We start from the raw sequence: 20,117 nt of genomic DNA on the forward strand, positions 1-20,117 counted from the left end.
GAGAGAGATAAGTGCATTGCCATACCATCCGGCTGCGAAGGGGGGGGAGGGTCTGACCGAGGTCGGACGAATGGTATGTACCATTCCAGCGGCAGAAAGTTTCACTGCTACGCACTTTTCTTCGGGTTTGGGTCGGTGCGCTTTAGCTTGCGCTCATCTATACGCAACGCAGCTCTTACATCTTGGGTATGTATAAGCCGATACATGCATATCCACGCGCCGTGTCTGGACATGTTTGTCCGGATGGGCAGTAGAAAATTGGTTTGGAAAGGTCTAGACCAAGGTATTGCGATTACGGCGAAGCCGCCGCGCTTAGGGAATAGGTTCAGCTGGGCAGGTAACACGAAAGTTACTTTCGTTATGAGCGGGACGTGCCCGCAGCTGGGTGACTATGGTGCGCCTGTCGCGCATGCCGAAATCGACTCAAACACCCCAGAATCCGCATCGAGACCGTGCGTTGGCAGACGTTACAGGACGGCGCTGCGCTATCCGGGCGCAGCGCGACGTCCGTACGTGTTCGGATGGTGGGAAATGTCCTGCGCTAGACAATGTGCACGCTCTGCAGAAAAGAATGCCGCATATGCAAAACGCACGGCAGAAGCGTTGGAAGACAGAGTGAGGTTTTTTGATTTTTGCGGTGCTTGCAGGTGGGAAATTCCATTGGATCCGCTGCATACAATCGTTTGCGCCAGTGAGAGCTGCGCATTGTTTGTTTTTGCTCGTCCCCCCAAGAGAGAGCCCGGCATGATCCTTTCAACCTACTTCGCAGCGATTTCTGCGTTGTCTTACGCAGATCGTCTTCCTACCTATACAAGCAGGATGCTGGTTGGTGCCTGGCCGCAAGGTCTGCAACATCTTCAACAACGCCGTGATGGCCAGGGAACACCCGATGGCCCCGACGATGAGGTCAGCCTGCTGGGCGCCAGCGGCGATGCCCTATTGATTCTCGAATACCAGGAAGAAGCCGAAGATGCATACCGCCATGCGCTGAAGGCAATGCGCGGCCAACAGCGGCAGCTGCGGCTGCTCTCGTGCCGCAATACCGCCTGGTTGATGCTGAGCCAGCGTCGTCTGAGTGCGGCGTTGAACTGCTTCGCGCAGCTTGCGATGGACCGCGATACGCCAGCCTGCCTATGCGGCGAAGGTCTGCTTGGCAAGGCGCTGACCCACTTTCACCTCGGCCAGAGTACGTTGGCCCTGCAGACGCTGGAGCGTGCGCGCGAGTCGCTGTCCGAGCTGGAAACCGGTGCCTCGGACTGGTTGCGCATTGCCACCGCGCTGCGCCTGGACATGATTGCGCAGTTGCGCATCCGTCGTGCCGACCGCATGAGCGATCACGTGTTCTGGCAGGCCACGCTGCGCCAGGAAGACGCCGCGCATGCCTTTGAGCCCAGCGAGCTGCGCGCCTGTATCGCCGATCTGGCCGAGAGCATGCCGGTGCTGGCGCAGCGGATGCGCCACGTGCGCAACCTGCTGCGGATCGCTGGCGGCGACACCTTTGGGTTCGACGCGCAGATCGATGCGCTGCCGGCCGCGGCAACCGGCTGCCCGCCCTGCGCGCGGCAGGATGCGCAGGTGGAGCTGGCATTGGCTGCACTGGCGGTAGGCCGCGCCGATCTGGCCGAGCGTGCCCTGGCCGGGGCCGGCCGGCATCACGCGCCGCGCTGGAATCTGGAGTTCGAGTACTGCCAGGCCAAGATCAGCCAGGCGCTGGGCCGTACCGAACAGGCCCTGCTGCTGTACAACCGCTACGCGCTGGGTGCGGTGCAATGCCTGCGCAGCGAAGTGCAGGCACCGCGTCTGCTGGAAAGCGGCACCCCGGCGCACGTCAGCGACGATATCTCCGCGCGTCTGCCGGCCAAGTACCGGCGTGCCTACGGCTACATGATCACCAATGCCCACCGCTCGGACCTGTCGATCAATGAAGTGGCCGCGCAGATCGGTGTGACCGGGCGTGCCTTGCAGCAGGCGTTCAAGTCGGCCACCGGGCTGTCGCCGACCCAGGTGCTGCGGCGTTATCGCATGCAGAGCATCCGCGACGAGCTGCTGGCCGAAGGCGGCTGCGGCAGCGTGTTGCAGGCGGCCAGCCGCTGGGGCGTTGGCAGTCGTTCAGCGCTGGCCAAAGGCTATCGCCAGCACTTCAATGAAGCGCCGATGGAAACCCTGCAACGTTAGCCGACAGCGCCACGGCCCGGCATGTACGCCGGGCCGTGGCGCGTCGTTTCCGACGACTGGATACGGGCTGGTCGCGGGACGTACGCAGCTGTACGCACGCTGGCGCAGAAGCCGAAGTGAGACGTGCGTCCAGGATGGCTTGCGGCTATCCTTGCCGGCTCGCACTGCCACCCAGGAGGCGCGTCCGAGGACGGGCGTGGCCGCCAAGGAAACGACGACGATCATGCAAGATCATATCTCCGAGGCGACGGACGCCTCACAGATCCGCCGCGCCGGCGTCGATCTCAATGGACTGATGTCCGTTCTCAGCAAGCATCTGTATTCCACGCCAGTGGTCGCCCTGCGCGAGCTGGTGCAGAACGCGCACGACTCAATCCTGCGGCGCCGCCTGGAACAGCCCGATTGGCAAGGCGAAGCGCGCATCCATGTGCATGCCGATCCGGCGCAGGGCATCGTGCGCATTACCGATACCGGGGCCGGGCTCACCCAGCAGGAAATTCACGATTATCTGGCCACCGTAGGCGTGGGTTACACCCGCGGGCTGCGCCAGGGAGGCCACGAAGATAGCGGCCTGATCGGGATGTTCGGGCTGGGTTTCTTGTCGGCCTTCGTACTGGCGCGACGCGTCACCGTGCGCACCACCTCGTACCAGAGCCCGACGCTGGGGCATTGCTATATCTCCAGCAATGCCGAGCAATACACGGTCAGCTCGATCCCGGCGCGCGCGCAGGTGGGCACCGAGGTGGTGCTGGAATTGCACGACCAGTATCTGTCGTTGGCGCAGGACGCGCGCCTGCACGAGATTCTGTCGCGCTACTGCGCCTTGTTGCGCGAGCCGATCTGGGTCGGTGCCGATGCGCAGCCGATCAATCCGGAGCCGCCGCCGTGGCGCATGGACGACGCAGTGCCGTTGCATCCGGTGCAGGCATGGCGCCGGCAACGCGAGTTTGCCGCGCGCTTCGAACGCAATTTCGAACCGCTGTGCTGCATGCCGGTGCGTGCCGCCGACGGCAGCGATGCGGTCGGCCTGTTATGGGTGCAGGACGGGGCCACCTACGGCACCAGCGACAATCGCAATCTGTCGGTGTTCTTGCGCGGCATGTTGCTGGACGACAATGCGCGCGAATTGCTGCCGCCGTGGGCCGGTTTCATCGGCGGAGTGATCGAATCCAACCGTTTGACGCCGACCGCGAGCCGCGAGGATCTGCAGCGCGATACGGTGTATAGCTCGGTGCAGCACGCCTTGTCCGAAGCCCTGGTGCAGGGCCTGGCGGAGGTGGCGCGGCAACAGCCCGAAGCCTGGCGTCGCATTCTGTTGCGGCATAACGAGGCCTTGTTGGGTGCGGCGCTGTGCGATGAGCGTCTGTTCGACTTGCTGCTGGAACATGTGCGCGTGCCGACCTCGCAAGGCGATCTGCCGGCCCAGCAGCTACCGGCGCGTGGTGCAGTGCATGTGATCCTGGACAGCGACAGCGGTTTCGAAGAAATGTTGTTCCGCGCGATGGGCGTGCCGGTGGCGTACGGAAACCGCTACGCGGTAGTGCCGTTTCTGCGTCGGTGGGCGCAGGCCAAGGGCGTGCGCCTGGTCGAGCTGGGCACCGAGCATGGCAATCGCCAGTTGTTCCATCTCGATACGTTGCCGGCCGACGAACTGGCGTGGCTCGAACAGCATCTGGGCGATGGCGAAGCGCTGGTTCCGGCGCGTTTCAGCCCCGAAGAGCTGCCGCTGGTGGTGGTGCCCGACCGCGAGGCGGAACTCAAACGCCGGCTGGAGCAGGACGAAAACGACAAGCGGGTGTCCACTGCAGCGCTGCGGCTGGCGCGGCAGTTCACTGCGCGTATCGAAGCGCGCCAGACCCAGCGGTTGTATCTCAATCTCGACAATCCTGCGCTGCAGGCACTGCTCGCCGCACAACGTGCCGGCAACCCGCAAGCCGCGGTCGCCGCGCGCTTGCTGCGCTCGCTCAAGGTGATTGTCTCTGCGCAAGGGCGCGCGCAGCCGCAGGCTGGCGGCGCGGAGTCGGGCGGTTCGGATCTCAACAAGGCCTTCGGCGATCTTGCCGAGGCCGTGACCCAATTGCTGGCGCGCTGAGCGCCGCATTCAAGGAACAACGCAATGGAAATCTGGAACTGGGTGGAGAAGCTGCAGGACGACCTGGGCGAAGCCGGGCAGCCGCAGAATGCGCAGCTGCTGACACGCCTGACCGACCATATCTGCGATCTGCAGATCGAGCGTGCCGAAGCGTTGTTGCCCGAGGCGCGTGCGCTGGGCAAGACGCTGGCCAACCCCTGGCTGGAGGTGTTCGTCGGCCATTGGGAAATGCGCAACCGGGTCGGCAATCTATGCGAAGGCGAGCGCGCCTTGGGCGATGCGGTGGCGCTGTTCGAGCGCGCGCATCGCGCCGACGCGGTGGAGTGCCCGCAATCGGTGTGTGTCACCCAGGATCTGGCAGCGTGCTACGCCAACATCGATGGCCCGGGCTGGGTGGAAGAGCGCATCGAGGTCTGCGATGAAACCCTGGGCCGTATCGACCCGAGTTGGTCGTGCTACCAGTGCCTGAGCTGCGAAAAAGCCGACGCCTTGCTCGACGACGGCCGCGGCGACGCGGCGCTGAGCTATCTGGAGCAGCAGTCGCAGACCATCGTGGCGCACGGCGGCCAGATCTACGACGGCGTGCCGGACATGCGGATCTCGATCCTGCTGTCGTTGGGGCGTGCAGCTGAAGCCCTGGCGCTGATCGAACAGCGCGAAGTCGAGGCCGCGCGCGAGGGCGCGGAATGGGCCAACTGCAGTCAGCCGCGTCGTCTGCAGAAGGCACGTGCGCTGGCGCTGTTGCAGCGCGATGACGAAGCGATGGAGGCGTTGCTGCCGTGGCGCGAAGTGGCGCCGCGCTATCGCCTGCATTGGCTGCGCGCGGTGGCGGTGCTGACGTCACGCGCACCCGAGCGCAACACCTGGGATCTGGGCAGCCGCCTGCAGGTCATGCTGGATCATTACGCGCAGGTCGGTGCGCATCGCATCCTGATCGAGGCCGCCGAGCTCGCGATGGATCTGGCGCTGCAGCGCGGTGCGGTGTGGACCGCACGCCGGCACCTGGCACTGGCGCGCGCGCATGCGCCCAAGTTGCGGCAGGACCGTGGCGCCACGCAGGCGCTGGATGGGTGGGCTGCGCGCATCGCATCCGCATCGGCGGGCGAGGACGCGCCTGTACCTGCGGCGCAGTTGCTGGACTGGTTGAACGCGCAGGGCGAGGAGGCGGTGCGCAATCCCGAGCGCGAAGCGCAATGGTTGCTGCAGGCGGTGGCCGAGCGTCCGGACGATGCCGAGCTGGTCGATACCGCGGCGTCGGCATTGAGTGCCTGCGCGGCAGACGAGCAGGCGATCACGCTGTTGTGGGATTTCGTGCAGCGGCATGCCGACCGCGAAACCAGCCCCACCTTCCGCCTGATGAATCTGTTGCTTGGCCGCGGCGATGACGCTGGCGTGCGCCGGCTGGCGTTGCTGTATCGCCCGCAGGTACCGGTGGCGGCGCTGTGGTGCGAGGCCCAGCTTGCGCAACGGTTGGGCGATTGGCCGGCGCTGGAACAGGCTTGTAGCGCGCTACTGGAGCTCTCGCCGGGCTCGCACGGTGCGCGCGGGCTGCTGGCGCGCATGTACCTCAACACCGGCCGCTTTGCCGAAGCGGCCGATGTCTACCGCCAACTGATCGCGCTGATGGACGAGCCGCGTTCGGCGCATTGGGACCATATGACCGCCGCCAGTGCCGCGCAGGACTGGGATGCGGTGCGGGTGTCGGCAGCCGCGATCGGCATGGAGCTGAGCAGCACCAGCGGGGTTGTCGAAGAAGATTGGGGCTGGGTGATCGTGCGGTGTGTGGACGACGGCGAAGTGGGCGAGTACTACGCGCGTCGCACCGGTCCGGTGACCGCGCGCATCATCGAAAACGCACCGGCCCACCGCCGTCAGCATGTTGGCGATTGGGTGGTGTTCGATGCGGAGCTGCTGTATCCGGCGCCGGAGGACGAGGCCGAGCGTGCGGGGTTCGTACCGACCTATGCGCAGGTGCATGTGCTGCAGACAGGTGGCTATGGCAGCAGCTGGCTGGTGGACGGCGTCCACCCTGGCGACGAGGTGATTGAGGCGCTGCGTGCAGATATGGAGACGCGCGGGTGGAAGGCGTGGCTGCATAGTCGCGACGACTATCGCGTGGTCGACCCGGAGCACCCGGATGCATTCGACCCGGAGGATGCGACGTCCGGGCTGCCAGGCGTGTTGTTCACCGTGGCGCTTCCGGAAAACGTCGCGCCGCAGGAACTGCATCGCGTACTGCGGTGCACGACGTCGCGCTGGTCGCATCCGATGTGCTGGCTGCGGTTGGCCGAAGCCTGCGAGCAGGACACGCGACCGCATCTGGAGGCGGTGGAGCGCTACGGGCTTTAGAGCGGCTGATGCCGCAGGGATTAGGAGTTCGGGATTGGCGTGCTGCTTTGCACGCCGTCTATGCGGTCTGCGGTGACGTGCGAAGGTGCGTCGGTTCTCGCGCGTGCAACGCTCAATGCGCGTGGTCGTTTGCGACTGGCACACTTCGGTTCTTAGCGCGCCGTCCCAACGCGTCGTGCGACCGGTGTGTCGCGGGTCGCCGCAGGGATTGGGAATTCGGGATTGGCGTGCTGTTCTGCGCGCCGTCCGTGCAGTCTGCGCGGACGTGCGAGGTAACGGTCCCCCCGTGCTTGCAACGATCGTGGCGGCGCGGGGTATGTCTTTGCTTGAGTAAGACGTTGCCGCGTTAGCGGCAACGTCGCAGTCCGCGTGTGATTAGCTGCGGTTGCCGTAGCGCTCCAGCCAATGCGCGTATGACGGCGGCAGCACCCAGGACGGACGCGCTTCGCCCAGTGCCAGTGCCGCCTGGTACGGCCAATGCGGGTTGGCCAGGTGCGCGCGTCCGACCATCACCAGCTCCATCTGCCCATCGGCGATGACGCGGTTGGCTTCGATGGGGTCGTCGATGTTCCAGGACGAGGCGACCGGCAATTGCGCCTCGCGGCTGACGCGTTCGGCGATCGGTGCCAGCAACGCCGGGCCCCACGGAATCTGCGCATTCGGCGTGCTGAAGCCCATGCTGACGTTCAACAGATCCAGGCCGCTGCGCTTGAACTCGCGGGTCAAGTCGATCGCCTCGGCCAACGTTTGTTCGTCGCGGCCGTCGAACTCGATGACACCGAAGCGTGCGGTGAGCGGCAGATGTTCTGGCCACACCGCGCGCACGGCCTGCAGCGTTTCCAGCAGAAAACGCGCGCGGCCTTCGGCGCTGCCACCGTAGCGATCCTCACGGTGGTTGGCGTGCACCGAGAAGAAACTCTGCGCCAGATAGCCGTGGGCGAAGTGCAGTTCCAGCCACTTGAAGCCTGCATCGCGTGCACGTTGCGCGGCGGCGACAAAATCGCCACGCACACGGGCGATGTCGTCCAGCGTCATTGCCCGCGGCAGTTTGGACAGGCCGCCACCGAAGGCGACTGCGGACGGCGACAACGTGTCCCAGCCGCGCGCATCGCCGTCGGCGATATGGTCGTCGCCTTCCCACGGTGCGTTGGCGCTGGCCTTGCGACCGGCATGACCGATCTGAATGCCTGGCACCACACCTGCTGCGGTGATCGAGGCGGCAATGCGTGCCAGTCCTTCGGCCTGCGCGTCGTTCCACAAGCCGAGACAGCCCGGGGTAATGCGACCTTCTGGCGACACGCCGGTCGCCTCGACGATGACCAGCCCGGCGCCACCGCGCGCCATGCTGGCGTAGTGGACCTGATGCCAATCGTTGGTAAAGCCGTCGATGGCGGTGTATTGGCACATCGGCGGGATCGCGATGCGATTGCGCAGCGAGACATCCTTGAGCTGGTAAGGCGAAAAAAGCGACGACATTGCGGGCAGGGAACCTTGGAAAAAGCGGTTGGCGATCAGACCACGCCGACGGCCGGATCAAAACACTGCCAGTAGCACACCGCGTTGCAGCGGCTTGGGGGGGGCACCGCTGAGGCCGGTAGCGGTTGCTTGAGTGCCAGGGCGTGGTGGGTGGCAGAAGCAAAGGGCAGATGCGCGGCGCAATGGCGCCATGTGCGCTCTTCAGGCGCGTGCGCGCACACGCAAGACCCGCGCAGCAACCGTAGCAACCGTAGCAACGCGCGACATGCACCTTGCAAGAGACCGGCACTCGCGGTTGCTCAGGCATACATGTCAGCAGTCAATCACACACATGCAGTCCGCGCCTGCGCACTCCCGACCAACACCAAGCACCCTAATGCCGATTCCCGATTCCCGATTCCCGATTCCCGATTCCCAATTCCCAATTCCCAATTCCCAATTCCCAATTCCCAATTCCAACGACGTGTCCCGGTGCACGTTCGGCGCTTGCGCTGCAATGTCAAACTGCCGCCAGTAGCGTCCTCTGACTGCTACAGGTTTGGTTGCTGGTTGCCGAATCTGAATTGCTTTACTCTGCTGCGCATCGGCGTGGGGGCGCCGCGTCAGTCATGGCGCCGGCCAGCCCGCATGCCCAGTATCTCCTTCTTAACTTTGGCGGGTGATCTCATGGTGGCATTGCAGCAGCGCTCAATCGACGCGATCCGTGACCAGGAAGCGGCGTTGTTGGCCGCATGGCTGGACGCAGGCCTCGGCAATGATGCGCGCATCTCCCGGCAGGATCTGCAGGCCCAGGGCGCGGACTTTCTACGGCTGTTGGTCGGCTCGTTGAAGGACGACGGTAGCAGTCTGGACAGTGCCGAGTGGAGCGAAGTGCGTCGCTTCCTGGAAAATCTATCGCGCGACCGCGCCACCCGCGGCTTCGATTCGCAGGAAACCGCCAACTTCATCTTTTCGCTCAAGCGAGTGCTGTTCGAGCTGGTGCAGCGCGAATACGCCAGCACGCCGGAAGACCTCGCCCAGCAGCTGTGGGCGCTGTCCGAACTGCTGGACCGCCTGGGGCTGTACACCGTCAAGGCATTCCAGAAGACCCGCGAAGACATCATCGTGCGGCAGCAGGAAGAAATGCTGGAGCTGTCCACGCCGGTGGTGAAGTTGTGGGACGGCGTGCTGGCATTGCCGATGATCGGCACCCTCGATTCACAGCGCACCCAGGTGGTGATGGAATCGCTGTTGCAGCGCATCGTCGACACCGGCTCGGAGATCGCCATCATCGACATCACCGGCGTGCCTACCGTGGACACGCTGGTGGCGCAGCATTTGCTCAAGACCGTCACCGCGATCCGGCTGATGGGCGCCGATGCCATCATCAGCGGCGTGCGCCCGCAGATTGCGCAGACCATCGTGCATCTGGGCCTGGATCTGCAGGGCATCGTGACCAAGGCCAACCTGTCCGATGCGCTGGCGCTGGCGCTCAAGCGCACCGGTGTGATCGTGAGCAAGGCGAGCTGACATGGAGCGCATCCCGATCCTGCGGATGGGCGATCTGTTGCTGGTCACCATCCAGGTGGACATGCACGATCAGCTCGCGCTGCAGCTGCAGGAAGACTTGTCGGAAAAGATCAGCGTCACCTCCGCGCGCGGCGTGCTGATCGACATCTCCGCACTGGACATCGTCGACTCGTTCATCGGCCGCATGATCAGCACCATCTCCGGGCTGGCGACGCTGATGGGTGCCCGCACCGTGGTGGTGGGCATGCAACCGGCGGTGGCGATCACCCTGGTGGAACTGGGACTGACCTTGCCAGCAGTGCGTACCGCGCTCAACGTCGAACGCGGCATGCGCCTGTTGCAGCAACCCGATCACGAGTCGTGATGGCGACCACGGGCTCGCAAACGGTACGCACCGAACAGGATGTGGTGCTGGCCCGGCAGACCGTGCGCAAGTTGGCGGTGCAGTGCGGCCTGCGGCTGGTGGACCAGACCAAGCTGATCACCGCGGCCAGCGAACTGGCGCGCAACACCGTGATCTACGGTCGCGGCGGCGACATGGACTGGGCGCTGCTGGAAAGCGGCATCCGCAAGGGTGTGCAGCTGACCTTCCGCGACGAAGGCCCGGGCATCCCCAATCTGGATCTTGCGCTGACCGACGGCTGGACCTCCGGCAGCGGGCTGGGGCTCGGCCTGTCGGGCAGCCGTCGCCTGGTGGATGATTTTGTGTTGGACACTGCCGCTGGCAAGGGCACGCGCGTCACCATCACCAAATGGAAGTGACCCTCGCCGGTGAGCTGACCCGCGCGTTTCGCGTCGACGAAACCAGCCAGGTCGGACAAGCGCGTCGCGAAGCAGCGGCGCTGGCGCAGACGCTGGCCTTCGATGAAGCCGCATGCGGGCGCGTCGCCCTGGTGGCCACCGAACTTGCCACCAATATGGTCAAGCATGGGCGTGGCGGCTGCCTGCAGTTGTCGCGCGTGGCTACGTGCGAAGGCATGGGCGTGGAAATCTGCGCCATCGACGATGGCCCCGGGTTTGCGCTCGAAGACGGTCTGCGCGATGGCTATTCCACTGTCGGCACGCCCGGCACAGGTCTGGGTGCGATCCAGCGTCAGGCGCAAGTGCTGGATGCGTATTCGGATTCAAAAGGCGCCATTGTGATGGCGCGGTTGTTTGCGCAACAACGCGCCGAACTGGATCTGCCGTATGGCGCGGTGCGTGTGCCGCTGCACAACGAAACGGTCTGCGGCGATGCCTGGCAGTTGGCGATCCGCGAACAGCGGGCGACGGTCGTGCTGATCGACGGCCTGGGCCACGGGCCGGATGCCGCCGATGCTGCCGATGTCGGCACGCGCGTTGCGGCGGCGGCCAGTGGCGAGCCTGGCGAACTGATCGCGCAGCTGCATGCCGGCATGTCAGGAACGCGCGGCGGTGCGGCGGCAGTGATGCAGTTCGACAGCCGTACCGGCCAGGTGCGCTTTGCCGGTGTGGGCAATATCGTTGCATCGCTCTGTGATGGCGATGGAATGCGCGGCATGCCTTCGCATCCAGGCATCGTCGGGGTGCAGTTTCGCAAGGCGCAGCCGTTCGACTTCCCGAATGCGGCCGGCAAACTGCTGGTGATGCATAGCGATGGCCTGCAAACGCGCTGGAATTTGCGCGATCACCCGGCGCTATTGGCGCGCCACCCGCGTATTGTTGCTGCGGTGCTGTTGCGCGATTACGCGCGCGGCCGCGACGATGCATGCGTGTTCGTCATGCGGTTGGGAGGCATGCAATGACTTCATCCGATGATGCATCGGCGATCGACCCGATGGCCGAACTGCACGCGTTGCGGCAGCAGAACCAGGCCTTGCGCGAAGAGTTGGAAGAAACCAACCAGGGCGTGCTGGCGTTGTACGCCGAGCTCGACCAGCAAGCCGAACAGCTGCGCGGCGTGTCCGAGCTCAAGAGCCGGTTTTTGTCGTACATGAGCCACGAGTTCCGCACGCCGCTCAGTTCGATCCTGAGCATCACCCGGTTGCTGGAAGACGGTATGGATGGGCCGCTCAATGCCGAACAGGTCAAGCAGGTGCGTTTTGTCAGCACTTCGGCACGCGAGCTCACCGATATGGTCGACGACCTGCTGGATCTGGCCAAGATCGAAGCCGGGCGGGTCACCATTTCGCCGGGCTGGTTCGATCTGATGGACCTGTTCGCAGCGTTGCGCGGGATGTTCCGCCCGCTGACCGATGCCAGCCGCACGACCTTGATTTTCGAAGATCCGCCGGTGCTGCCGATGCTCTACACCGACGACAAGAAGCTGGCGCAGATCCTGCGCAACTTCATTTCCAATGCGCTCAAATTCACCCCGCAAGGCCAGGTGCGCGTGCTGGCGCAGTTGGAAGGTGACAGCCACGTGCGCTTCAGCGTGCAGGACACCGGTATTGGTATCGCGCCCGAGCTTCACGATGCTTTGTTCGAAGATTTTGTACAGGTGGACTCGCCGCTGCAGAAGCGCCTGACCGGCACCGGGCTGGGGTTGGCGATCTGCAAGCGGTTTGCCGAATTGCTTGGCGGACGGGTCGGTATCAACAGCGTGGTCGGGCAAGGCTCGGAATTTTTTGTGGTCCTGCCGGTGACGCTGGCAGCGGAGAAGGCACTTGAGCAGTAAGCAGCACATTCTGGTCGTCGACGACAACACGGTGACGCGCTATTCGGTGCGGCGTGTGCTCGAGCATCACCGTTTTGTGGTCGACGAAGCCGGCACCGGCGCCGAAGGCCTGAGCAAGCTGGCGACGCAGACCTTTGCCGGTGTGGTGCTGGACGTCAACCTGCCGGACATGAGCGGCTTCGACATCGTGCGCAGCTTGCGCGCCGAGCCGCGCACCGCATTGTTGCCGGTGGTACACGTGTCTGCCGCATCGATCGCCACCGGCGACATGATCACCGGCCTGGATGCCGGCGCCGATGCGTACCTGATCCATCCGGTCGACCCCAATGTGCTGGTCGCCACCTTGCGTACGCTGTTGCGCGCGCGCAATGCCGAAGAAGCGTTGCGGGTCAGCGAGGCCCGCTTCCGCGAGATCTTCGAGCACATCAGCGCGCCGATCGCGGTGGTCGATGCCGCCCTGCACACGCATGAACTCAACGCGGCGTTTCAGCGCCTGATCGGCGAAGCCACGCCGGGCGATGCGATCCACGCCGCCGGGCTGGATCAAACGGCCACGGTGCAGGCGCTGACCAGCGCATTGGCGCAGCGCGAGCGCTGGAGCGGCACGCTGTCGATCCTGCGCGATGGCAAGCTGTGCGAAACCGAATGGCGGGTGTCGCCGTACCGCGAGCCGGATCTGGGCCTGCTGATGGTGGAAGACGTCACCGAGCGGCGCGAGCGCGAGCGCGAGCAGCGCCAGGAGCTGGATACCGCCACCACCGAACTGGCGCACCAGATCGCCGAACGCCAGCGCACCGAAATCCAGCTGCTGCAGGCGCAAAAAATGGAAGCGCTGGGCAAGCTCACCGGCGGCATCGCGCACGATTTCAATAATCTGCTGACCAGCATCATTTCCGGCCTGGACATGATCCAGCTGGCGGTGGAATCCAACCGTATCGAACGTGTGCCGCGTCTTGCCGAAATTGCCACCGGCTCTGCGCATCGGGCTGCAGCGCTGACGCAGCGCATGCTCGCGTTTGCGCGCAAGCAATCGCTGGATGCGCAGCCGTTCGACGTCAATCTGCGCGTGCGTTCGCTGGAAGACATGCTGCAACGCTCGATCGGCGAGAACATCGCCTTGGAGCTGGAGCTTGCCGATACCTCGCTGGTGGCCATTGCCGATGCCAACCAACTCGAGAACGTGGTGCTCAATCTGGTGATCAACGCCCGCGACGCCTTGCGCGGGCAGGGCACGATCTGTGTGCAGACCGCGGCCTACACCGCGCACAACGACCCGGAACTGGATGATGGCGAGTACGTGGCGGTCAACGTCATCGACAATGGCAGCGGCATCGAACCTGCCGTTCTCAATCAGGTGTTCGAGCCGTTTTTCACCACCAAACCCATCGGCGAAGGGACCGGCCTTGGGTTGTCGATGACATACGGCTTTGCGCGCCAATCCGGCGGTACTGCGCGTATCACCAGTGCGATCGGCAAGGGCACCACGGTCGCGTTGATGCTGCCGCGCGGACTGTCGGCGAGCGCGGTGCCGCCGGCACCGGCGCCGACAACGCCACGGGCGCGCAACGCGCGCATTTTGTTGGTGGACGACACCGACGTGGTGCGCATGATGGTGAGCGAGGTGCTCAGCGACGCCGGCTATGAGGTGACCGAAGCCGAAGATGCCATCGGCGCACTGGAGCAGTTACGTACCGATGTGCAGATCGATCTGCTGGTGTCCGATGTCGGCCTGCCGGGCATGAACGGGCGCGACATGGCCGACGTGGCGCGTACGTTGCGCCCGGGGTTGCCGATTCTGTTCATCACCGGCTACGCCGAAAACGCGATCACGCGGCAGGAGTTCCTGGCCGACGGCATGGCCTTGCTGCCCAAGCCCTTCAGCCTCAACGATCTGCTCAATACGGTGGGGCAGATGCTCGACAGCAGCGTGCTGGCGCGCGCGTAAAGCGTAGTGATTTGCATGTTGGTGTGGGTGGATGCGACGTTGGATACGACGACGCTGCGGCACGACGCTGCTGTTTTGGCACTGGATGTGATAAGTCGCATCCGCAGTAGCGCGTTCGATCAGGCCTGCGCCAGGCGCAGATAACGCAAGCAACAGAGCGCGCCGGTTTTCACGTGCACTGCATGGAGCTGATTGCGCGGCAGTGCGGTGTACGCGTGCCGGCAGTCAACGCGAATACGCGTACGGCCCGAACGTGGCGCCCAGAAAGCCGCCGGCCGTCTCGGTGCTGAGCAGGGTGGCGTCACCCTGTTCGAGCAACGTCTGCCACTGGCCGCTACCCACCGCGTAATCCACATGCACGCGCGCTCCGTCCAGCGCAAAGCGCAGCTGCACCGGTTGCGTTGCATCGGGCAGCGGCGCACGCGCCATCACGGTGCCGATGCTTGGGCCCTGCAGGCCGGCGCGGCGATATAGCACCACCGACGCGCCAGCCTCATCGCGCACCAGCATGGCCGCCAGAAAGTGGCTTTCCTTGGCCACGAGTGCAAGACCGGCCTGTTCGCCGGCCGCCAGCGCGCTGCCATCGACACTGGCCGCCAGCGTGGCGTGGTGATGCTGCAGACGATGGCCCAGATACGCAGGTTGGCCGCGGCCGATGTCGCCCAGCGCGACCTGCGACGGGGTGATGCGCAACCCCTGCGGGCCGGGCAGGTACCACGGCTGGGTGGGCGGGTGGATGGTCATCCATTGCATCGGCACGCGCGCTTCCTGGAAGCGCTCGCTCCATTGCATCGGGCCGCTGGTGGGCAGGGTCTGGGTGCCGCTCGGCAGTGCCGGGCGCGTGGCCACCGGCGGCACAGCGCTGCCATGCGGCACTACCTGCGGCCAGCCGTCGCGCCATTGCACCGGCAATAAGAAGGTTTCGCGGCCAAGCGCGTAGTGGTTGCCCTGATACGGACGTGTGCCCAGGAACACCGCCCACCAGGTCCCGTCCTTGAGCTCGACGAACTGCGCGTGCCCGGTGGAGGTGATCGGTGCGCTGCGGCTCGGGTCCAGGTCGCGCTGGGTCAGCACCGGATTGCCGCTCCAGGGCTCGTAGGGGCCGGTGATCTGGCGGCTACGGTAGATCATCTGCGCATGCTGCTCGCCGGTGCCGCCTTCGGCCGCGGTGAGGTAGTAATAGCCATCGCGGCGGAACAGATGCGGGCCCTCGATGTGCTCGGGATTGGTGGCCGGTTGAAAGCCCGAATCCACGATTGCCTGACGCGTGCCGACCAGCTTCATGCGGGTCAGATCCAGCTGCTGCAGCCAGATGGCGCGGTGTCCGTCGTAGCGCAACTTGCCGGCGGGCACATCGTTGTTGACCAGCCAGGCGCTGCCGTCGTCATCGAAAAACAGCGACGGGTCGATGCCCTTGGCGTCGAGCCAGATCGGATCGGACCACGGCCCGGCCGGATCGGTGGCGGTAATCAGGAAGTTGCCGCCATCGCAGTAAAAACAGGTGTTGGCGATGTAGAAGGTGCCGTCGTGGTGGCTGATGCTGGCGGCGAACAGGCCACGGGTCAGTTCGTCGCGGCCGTAGTCGATCTGGTCGGCGCGATCGATCGCGTTGCCGATCTGGTTCCAGTGCACCAGGTCGCTGCTCTTGAACACCGGCAGGCCGGGAAAATAGCCGAACGTGGAGTTGACCAGATAAAAGTCGTCGCCGACCCGGATCGCGGACGGGTCCGGATAAAAACCGGCCACCACCGGATTGCGGTACTGCGCCTCGGTCGGCAACGGGCCGCCGTCATCGCCCTGGTAATCCACCTGGGTGATCAGTGCGCTGCCGGCGTAGGCCAGCTGACAACTCACGGTGGCCATCAGGCCCAGCATCCATCCGATTGGTTTCACGACAGGTCCCCCGATGCGCGCCACTGGCGTAGCGCCAGCCTCGCGGCAGCATGACAGCTCGCCGCCGGGCAGGGCATGCCGTTTTGCCATGCCGCACGCGTGTGATGGCATGGCTGTGCGCAACGTGGCCGATGGGCGCGGATCGGCACGCCTGCCACTTCGCTGCAACATTGCTGACATATCGTGCGCGCGGCGCCATGCGGCGCCCCCTTCTGGCAGACCCATGCCGAACGGACTCATCTTCGCGTCTTTACCCAAGGATCAACCCGCATGTCGTTGTACTCGTCTGTTTCTCCGTCGCTGAGGTCCGTTGTTGCACATCTGGATGCGCGTGCACCGCGACGTACGCCGCTGGCACGCGCCTGCGCCGGTCTGCTGCTCGCCTCGATGGCCGCTGCCGCATCGGCCCAGCAGGCGCCGGCCAGCCAGGGCGAGGGCAGCCCTACTGCGCTGGATGCGGTGACCGTCACCGCCGAGCACCGCGAGCAGAACCTGCAGGAGGTGCCGGTGTCGGTGGGCGTGGTGCAGGGCGCGGCGATGCGCGAGTACACCGCCGGCGGCGACGACACCTTGCTAGCGCTGTCCGGCCGCGTGCCGGGCTTCTACGCCGAGACCACCACCGGGCGCATCTTCCCGCGCTTCTATATCCGTGGCCTGGGCAATATCGACTTCTATCTGGGTGCCTCGCAGCCGGTGTCCATCATCCAGGACGACGTGGTGCTGGAGCACGTGGTGCTCAAGTCCAACCCGGTCTACGACGTGGACCAGGTCGAAGTGCTGCGCGGCCCGCAGGGCACTTTGTTCGGCCGCAATACCACCGCCGGCATCGTCAAGTTCGACACCGTCAAGCCCGGCGATACCTACACCGGCCGCGTCGACGCCAGCTACGGCAGCTACAACACGGTGTCGCTGGATGGCGGCTTCGGCGGGCCGATCAACGACGTGCTGTCGTTCCGCGTGTCGGCGTTGTACCAGCACCGCGACGATTGGGTGGACAACACCTTTGCCGGCAGCAGCGCCGATGGCACGCGCACACCGCGCAAGGATGCGATGGGCGGCTACAACGACCGCAATGCGCGCCTGCAGGTGCTGTTGAAGCCCAACGATGCGTTCTCGCTGCTGGGCTCGGTGCACACCCGCGATTACGACGGCACCTCCACGCTGTTCTTGCGCAATGCGGTGACGCGCGGCAGCGACAAGGTCGACGTGCCGCGCGATCGCGTGGCCTACGACGAAGCCAACGACAATCCGCAGGCCTACAAGACCGATGGCGGCTCGATCAAGGCGATCTACGATTTCGGCGGCGTCTCGCTGACCTCGATCACCGCTTACGAAACCACCTCCGGCTACAGCCGTGGCGACACCGATGGCGGCGCGGCGGCCAACTATCCGGTCAACGGCGTGCCGAACGGGTTCGGCCAATCGATGGGGCAGATTCGCGATCTGGATCAGTACACCCAGGAGCTGCGCCTGGCCAGCGAGGGCGACGACGCGCTGCAGTGGCAGGTGGGCGCGTTCTATTTCGATGGCCGCGACACCACCGATTTTTATCAGCGTGCGTATTTCCTGCGCACTGCTGCGCGCAATCCCAACAACTGGGTGCGGCTGCGCAACACCAATACCTCGTGGGCCGGCTTCGGTCAGCTCAGCTACAAGGCCACCGATGCGCTGACGCTGACTGCCGGCATCCGCCAGACCAAGGACACCAAGGAAACCCGTCTGCTCAAGACCGCCGACACCGCGGCCGGCGCGGTGACCTACCGCGGCCGTCGCGATGTGCGCATGTCCGACACCCAGCCCAGTTGGGACCTGAGCGCGATGTATGAACTCAACCAGGACCTGAGCGTGTATGCACGCGTGGCACGCGGCTTCCGCGGCCCCACCATCCAGGGCCGCAGCGCGGTGTTCAATTCGGATTTCACCACTGCCGATTCGGAAACCATTCTGTCGTGGGAAGCCGGCATCAAGAGCAGCCTGTTCCAGAACCGGCTACGCCTGAATGTCAGCGGCTTCACCTACACCGTCGATGACATCCAGCTCAACGGCAACGATTCGGACGGCAACGGCGTGCTGTTCAATGCCGACAAGGCCAAGGCCTACGGTCTGGAAGCAGACCTGGATTGGCGCCCGATCTCCAACCTGTCGCTGACCGCGGGCCTGAGCCTGTTGCATAGCGAAATCAACGACAAACGCGTGTTTGCGCAGGCCTGCGCGCTCAATGGCGTGGTGGTGTGCACGGTCAACGACCCCACCATCCGAGTTGGTGCCAACACCTTCGCGCAGATCGACGGCAACCCGCTGCCCAACGCGCCCAAGTACAACCTCAACCTGGCCGCACGCTACGACATTCCGATGGGCAACGACGGCGCGTTTTTCGTGTCCACCGATTGGAACAAGCAGGGCGAGACCAGCTTTGTGCTGTACGACTCCACCGAGTTCCGTGCCGACGGCAACTTCGAAGGTGGCCTCAAGCTGGGCTACACCGGCGGCTACGGTGCATGGGAAGTGGCGGCATTCGCGCGCAACATCACCAACGAAAAGAACGTCAAGGGCGTGATCGAAAACTACATGGCGGCGGTGTACAACGAGCCGCGCATCGTGGGCGTGTCGGTCAACGTCAACTGGCAGTGATCGCCAGCTGATCGGTGGGCTGCGGCGTACGCGTCGCAGCCGTGCCTGTATCGACGAAGGCCAGCTGCGTGCATGCGCAGCTGGCTTTTTTTATCAGCGACCGTCCAGCACCGAGCGCACCCAGCTGACGATCTGCGCGCTGCTCACCGCGCCGGAATGACGGCCGATCTCATGGCCGCCGCGGATGACCAGCAGGGTGGGGATGCTGCGGATGCCAAAACGCGTGCCCAGTGCAGGATGCAGATCGGTATCCACCTTGGCCAGCCGCACCTGCGGCTCCAGCATCGCGGCGGCGGCCGCAAATTGCGGTGCCATGCTCAGGCAAGGCGCGCACCACGGCGCCCAGAAATCCACCACCAGCGGTAGCTCGCTGCGCACGGCGTGCTTGTCGAAATCCGCCGCCGACAAGGTCACCGGCGCCCTCAGAAACAGCGGCCGATGGCAACTGCCGCAGTTGGGCGCATCGTGCAGGCGTGCGCGCGCAACGCGGTTCATGGCGGCGCAGTTCGGGCAGGCGATCAGGAGCGGTGCGTCGGTCATGCGGTGGTCTCCGGTGGACAGGCAATGCAGTCGCGACGCCCGGACATCACTGACGGCACATGCGGCTGCATGTGGTCAGTTTAGCGACCACGGCAGAAGGCCCTGTGTCGGGAGGCCGGCCGCCGCGCATGATGCCTGCGGCGGCCAGGCGACAGCGCGCGGCAATCGCGCGCTGCTTCGCTCAGGCCGAACGCCCAAGCGCCACGATCGGGACAAAGCCGCCGTAGATCATGCGTTTGCCGTCGAAGGGCATCGGGTTGACGGCCGGGTCCATGCGCGGGTCGTCCATCATCTTGCGCATGCCCGCATCGCGGGTGGCCTTGTCCGGCCATTCGATCCACGAAAACACCACGATCTCGTCTTCGGTGGCCGCTACCGCGCGCTGGAAGTCGGTCCATTGGCCCTGCTGGACATCGTCGCCCCAGCACTCCATTACGCGCAGTGCGCCGTACTCCATGATGATCGTATCGCCCATGCGGGCGTACTCCTGAAACGTGTCCTTGTTGGCCTTGGGCACTGCAAGGACAAACCCATCGACATACGACATAACCGCCTCCGCTGACATGACGCACGGCGTGCGCCTGATGATGACGAACAGATGTTGGTGCGATCGAAGAACGTAGAGAGCCGTGTTCAGGCGCGTGGCACCAGGGCATCGAGCGGAGCATACGGTGCATTTCGGCGACTGGCACTGCTTGCGCTCGCATGACCCCCAATCGGCTGCGGTTGAGTCCGGCGATGCGTTACAGGGCGCGCCGATGACGTGCGATCCACGTTGGATGCGCGCGCCAGGTGCGGTTGCGATGCTGCAACGCCCAGAGGGGCTGGTGGTGCGGGGGCGCCTGCGCCGGGCATTGCGCGGGCGTGGAGCC

At 64.9% G+C, this 20,117-nt stretch carries 14 protein-coding genes; 10 read left to right on the forward strand and 4 right to left on the reverse strand.

Annotated features, from left to right (window positions below):
• Window positions 1–819 precede the first annotated feature (819 nt).
• From ABQU90_RS02735 to ABQU90_RS02745, 3 genes are all read left to right on the forward strand, one after another.
• Window positions 820–2,175 carry a helix-turn-helix transcriptional regulator gene (locus ABQU90_RS02735; protein WP_193552548.1) on the forward strand — a complete coding sequence of 452 codons (1,356 nt, stop codon included), beginning with the start codon at window positions 820–822 and terminating at the stop codon, window positions 2,173–2,175.
• 223 nt (window positions 2,176–2,398) lie between these two features.
• The gene (locus tag ABQU90_RS02740) at window positions 2,399–4,267 is read left to right on the forward strand and encodes an ATP-binding protein (protein WP_323521844.1); all 1,869 of its coding nucleotides are present in this window, start codon (window positions 2,399–2,401) and stop codon (window positions 4,265–4,267) included.
• Between the two features lie 24 nt (window positions 4,268–4,291).
• Window positions 4,292–6,616: a tetratricopeptide repeat protein gene (locus ABQU90_RS02745; RefSeq protein WP_323521845.1), complete on the forward strand. Its 2,325-nt coding sequence runs from the start codon at window positions 4,292–4,294 to the stop codon at window positions 6,614–6,616.
• A 375-nt stretch (window positions 6,617–6,991) separates the two neighbouring features.
• Here the strand turns inward: ABQU90_RS02745 and ABQU90_RS02750 are convergent, their stop codons facing one another.
• A complete protein-coding gene (locus tag ABQU90_RS02750) occupies window positions 6,992–8,092 on the reverse strand; it encodes an NADH:flavin oxidoreductase/NADH oxidase (RefSeq protein ID WP_323521847.1) in 1,101 nt (366 codons plus the stop codon).
• A 666-nt stretch (window positions 8,093–8,758) separates the two neighbouring features.
• On the opposite strand from ABQU90_RS02750, the gene ABQU90_RS02755 reads away from it, so the two are divergent.
• Genes ABQU90_RS02755 through ABQU90_RS02780 form a run of 6 tightly spaced genes read left to right on the forward strand, consistent with a single transcriptional unit; the run spans window position 8,759 to window position 14,181 of the window.
• A complete protein-coding gene (locus ABQU90_RS02755) occupies window positions 8,759–9,601 on the forward strand; it encodes an STAS domain-containing protein (protein ID WP_323521848.1) in 843 nt (280 codons plus the stop codon).
• Window position 9,602: 1 nt separating this feature from the next.
• Window positions 9,603–9,965, forward strand: coding sequence for an STAS domain-containing protein (locus tag ABQU90_RS02760; protein WP_115527335.1), 363 nt, complete (start codon window positions 9,603–9,605; stop codon window positions 9,963–9,965).
• The gene (locus tag ABQU90_RS02765; protein ID WP_115527336.1) at window positions 9,965–10,363 is read left to right on the forward strand and encodes an ATP-binding protein; all 399 of its coding nucleotides are present in this window, start codon (window positions 9,965–9,967) and stop codon (window positions 10,361–10,363) included. The genes ABQU90_RS02760 and ABQU90_RS02765 overlap by 1 nt, the downstream gene beginning before the upstream one ends.
• The gene (locus tag ABQU90_RS02770) at window positions 10,354–11,364 is read left to right on the forward strand and encodes an ATP-binding protein (protein WP_323521850.1); all 1,011 of its coding nucleotides are present in this window, start codon (window positions 10,354–10,356) and stop codon (window positions 11,362–11,364) included. Before ABQU90_RS02765 ends, ABQU90_RS02770 begins: the two co-directional genes overlap by 10 nt.
• Complete coding sequence (locus ABQU90_RS02775) at window positions 11,361–12,236, forward strand: sensor histidine kinase (protein WP_323521851.1); 876 nt, start codon at window positions 11,361–11,363, stop codon at window positions 12,234–12,236. Before ABQU90_RS02770 ends, ABQU90_RS02775 begins: the two co-directional genes overlap by 4 nt.
• A complete protein-coding gene (locus ABQU90_RS02780) occupies window positions 12,226–14,181 on the forward strand; it encodes a PAS domain-containing hybrid sensor histidine kinase/response regulator (protein WP_323521853.1) in 1,956 nt (651 codons plus the stop codon). Before ABQU90_RS02775 ends, ABQU90_RS02780 begins: the two co-directional genes overlap by 11 nt.
• Before the next feature lie 225 nt (window positions 14,182–14,406).
• Here the strand turns inward: ABQU90_RS02780 and ABQU90_RS02785 are convergent, their stop codons facing one another.
• A complete protein-coding gene (locus ABQU90_RS02785) occupies window positions 14,407–16,056 on the reverse strand; it encodes a glycoside hydrolase family 43 protein (protein WP_323522174.1) in 1,650 nt (549 codons plus the stop codon).
• Window positions 16,057–16,344: 288 nt separating this feature from the next.
• On the opposite strand from ABQU90_RS02785, the gene ABQU90_RS02790 reads away from it, so the two are divergent.
• Window positions 16,345–18,705: a TonB-dependent receptor gene (locus ABQU90_RS02790; RefSeq protein WP_323521854.1), complete on the forward strand. Its 2,361-nt coding sequence runs from the start codon at window positions 16,345–16,347 to the stop codon at window positions 18,703–18,705.
• 93 nt (window positions 18,706–18,798) lie between these two features.
• Here the strand turns inward: ABQU90_RS02790 and trxC are convergent, their stop codons facing one another.
• Both trxC and ABQU90_RS02800 read right to left on the reverse strand, forming a co-directional pair.
• Window positions 18,799–19,245, reverse strand: a complete 447-nt coding sequence (gene trxC, locus ABQU90_RS02795; protein ID WP_323521855.1) for a thioredoxin TrxC — start codon at window positions 19,243–19,245, stop codon at window positions 18,799–18,801.
• A 181-nt stretch (window positions 19,246–19,426) separates the two neighbouring features.
• Window positions 19,427–19,792: a DUF1428 domain-containing protein gene (locus ABQU90_RS02800; protein ID WP_323521856.1), complete on the reverse strand. Its 366-nt coding sequence runs from the start codon at window positions 19,790–19,792 to the stop codon at window positions 19,427–19,429.
• Window positions 19,793–20,117 lie beyond the last annotated feature (325 nt).

The sequence above is a fragment of the Xanthomonas sp. WHRI 10207 genome (genome assembly GCF_040202975.1).
GTDB lineage: Bacteria > Pseudomonadota > Gammaproteobacteria > Xanthomonadales > Xanthomonadaceae > Xanthomonas.

Excerpts from the sequence above, each read along its gene's own strand:
- ABQU90_RS02735 (WP_193552548.1), top strand. The coding sequence starts at position 820 with ATGCTGGTTGGTGCCTGGCCGCAAGGTCTGCAACATCTTCAACAACGC.
- ABQU90_RS02740 (WP_323521844.1), top strand. The coding sequence starts at position 2,399 with ATGCAAGATCATATCTCCGAGGCGACGGACGCCTCACAGATCCGCCGC.
- ABQU90_RS02745 (WP_323521845.1), top strand. The coding sequence starts at position 4,292 with ATGGAAATCTGGAACTGGGTGGAGAAGCTGCAGGACGACCTGGGCGAA.
- ABQU90_RS02750 (WP_323521847.1), bottom strand. The coding sequence starts at position 8,092 with ATGTCGTCGCTTTTTTCGCCTTACCAGCTCAAGGATGTCTCGCTGCGC.
- ABQU90_RS02755 (WP_323521848.1), top strand. The coding sequence starts at position 8,759 with ATGGTGGCATTGCAGCAGCGCTCAATCGACGCGATCCGTGACCAGGAA.
- ABQU90_RS02760 (WP_115527335.1), top strand. The coding sequence starts at position 9,603 with ATGGAGCGCATCCCGATCCTGCGGATGGGCGATCTGTTGCTGGTCACC.
- ABQU90_RS02765 (WP_115527336.1), top strand. The coding sequence starts at position 9,965 with ATGGCGACCACGGGCTCGCAAACGGTACGCACCGAACAGGATGTGGTG.
- ABQU90_RS02770 (WP_323521850.1), top strand. The coding sequence starts at position 10,354 with ATGGAAGTGACCCTCGCCGGTGAGCTGACCCGCGCGTTTCGCGTCGAC.
- ABQU90_RS02775 (WP_323521851.1), top strand. The coding sequence starts at position 11,361 with ATGACTTCATCCGATGATGCATCGGCGATCGACCCGATGGCCGAACTG.
- ABQU90_RS02785 (WP_323522174.1), bottom strand. The coding sequence starts at position 16,056 with ATGCTGGGCCTGATGGCCACCGTGAGTTGTCAGCTGGCCTACGCCGGC.
- ABQU90_RS02790 (WP_323521854.1), top strand. The coding sequence starts at position 16,345 with ATGTCGTTGTACTCGTCTGTTTCTCCGTCGCTGAGGTCCGTTGTTGCA.
- trxC (WP_323521855.1), bottom strand. The coding sequence starts at position 19,245 with ATGACCGACGCACCGCTCCTGATCGCCTGCCCGAACTGCGCCGCCATG.
- ABQU90_RS02800 (WP_323521856.1), bottom strand. The coding sequence starts at position 19,792 with ATGTCGTATGTCGATGGGTTTGTCCTTGCAGTGCCCAAGGCCAACAAG.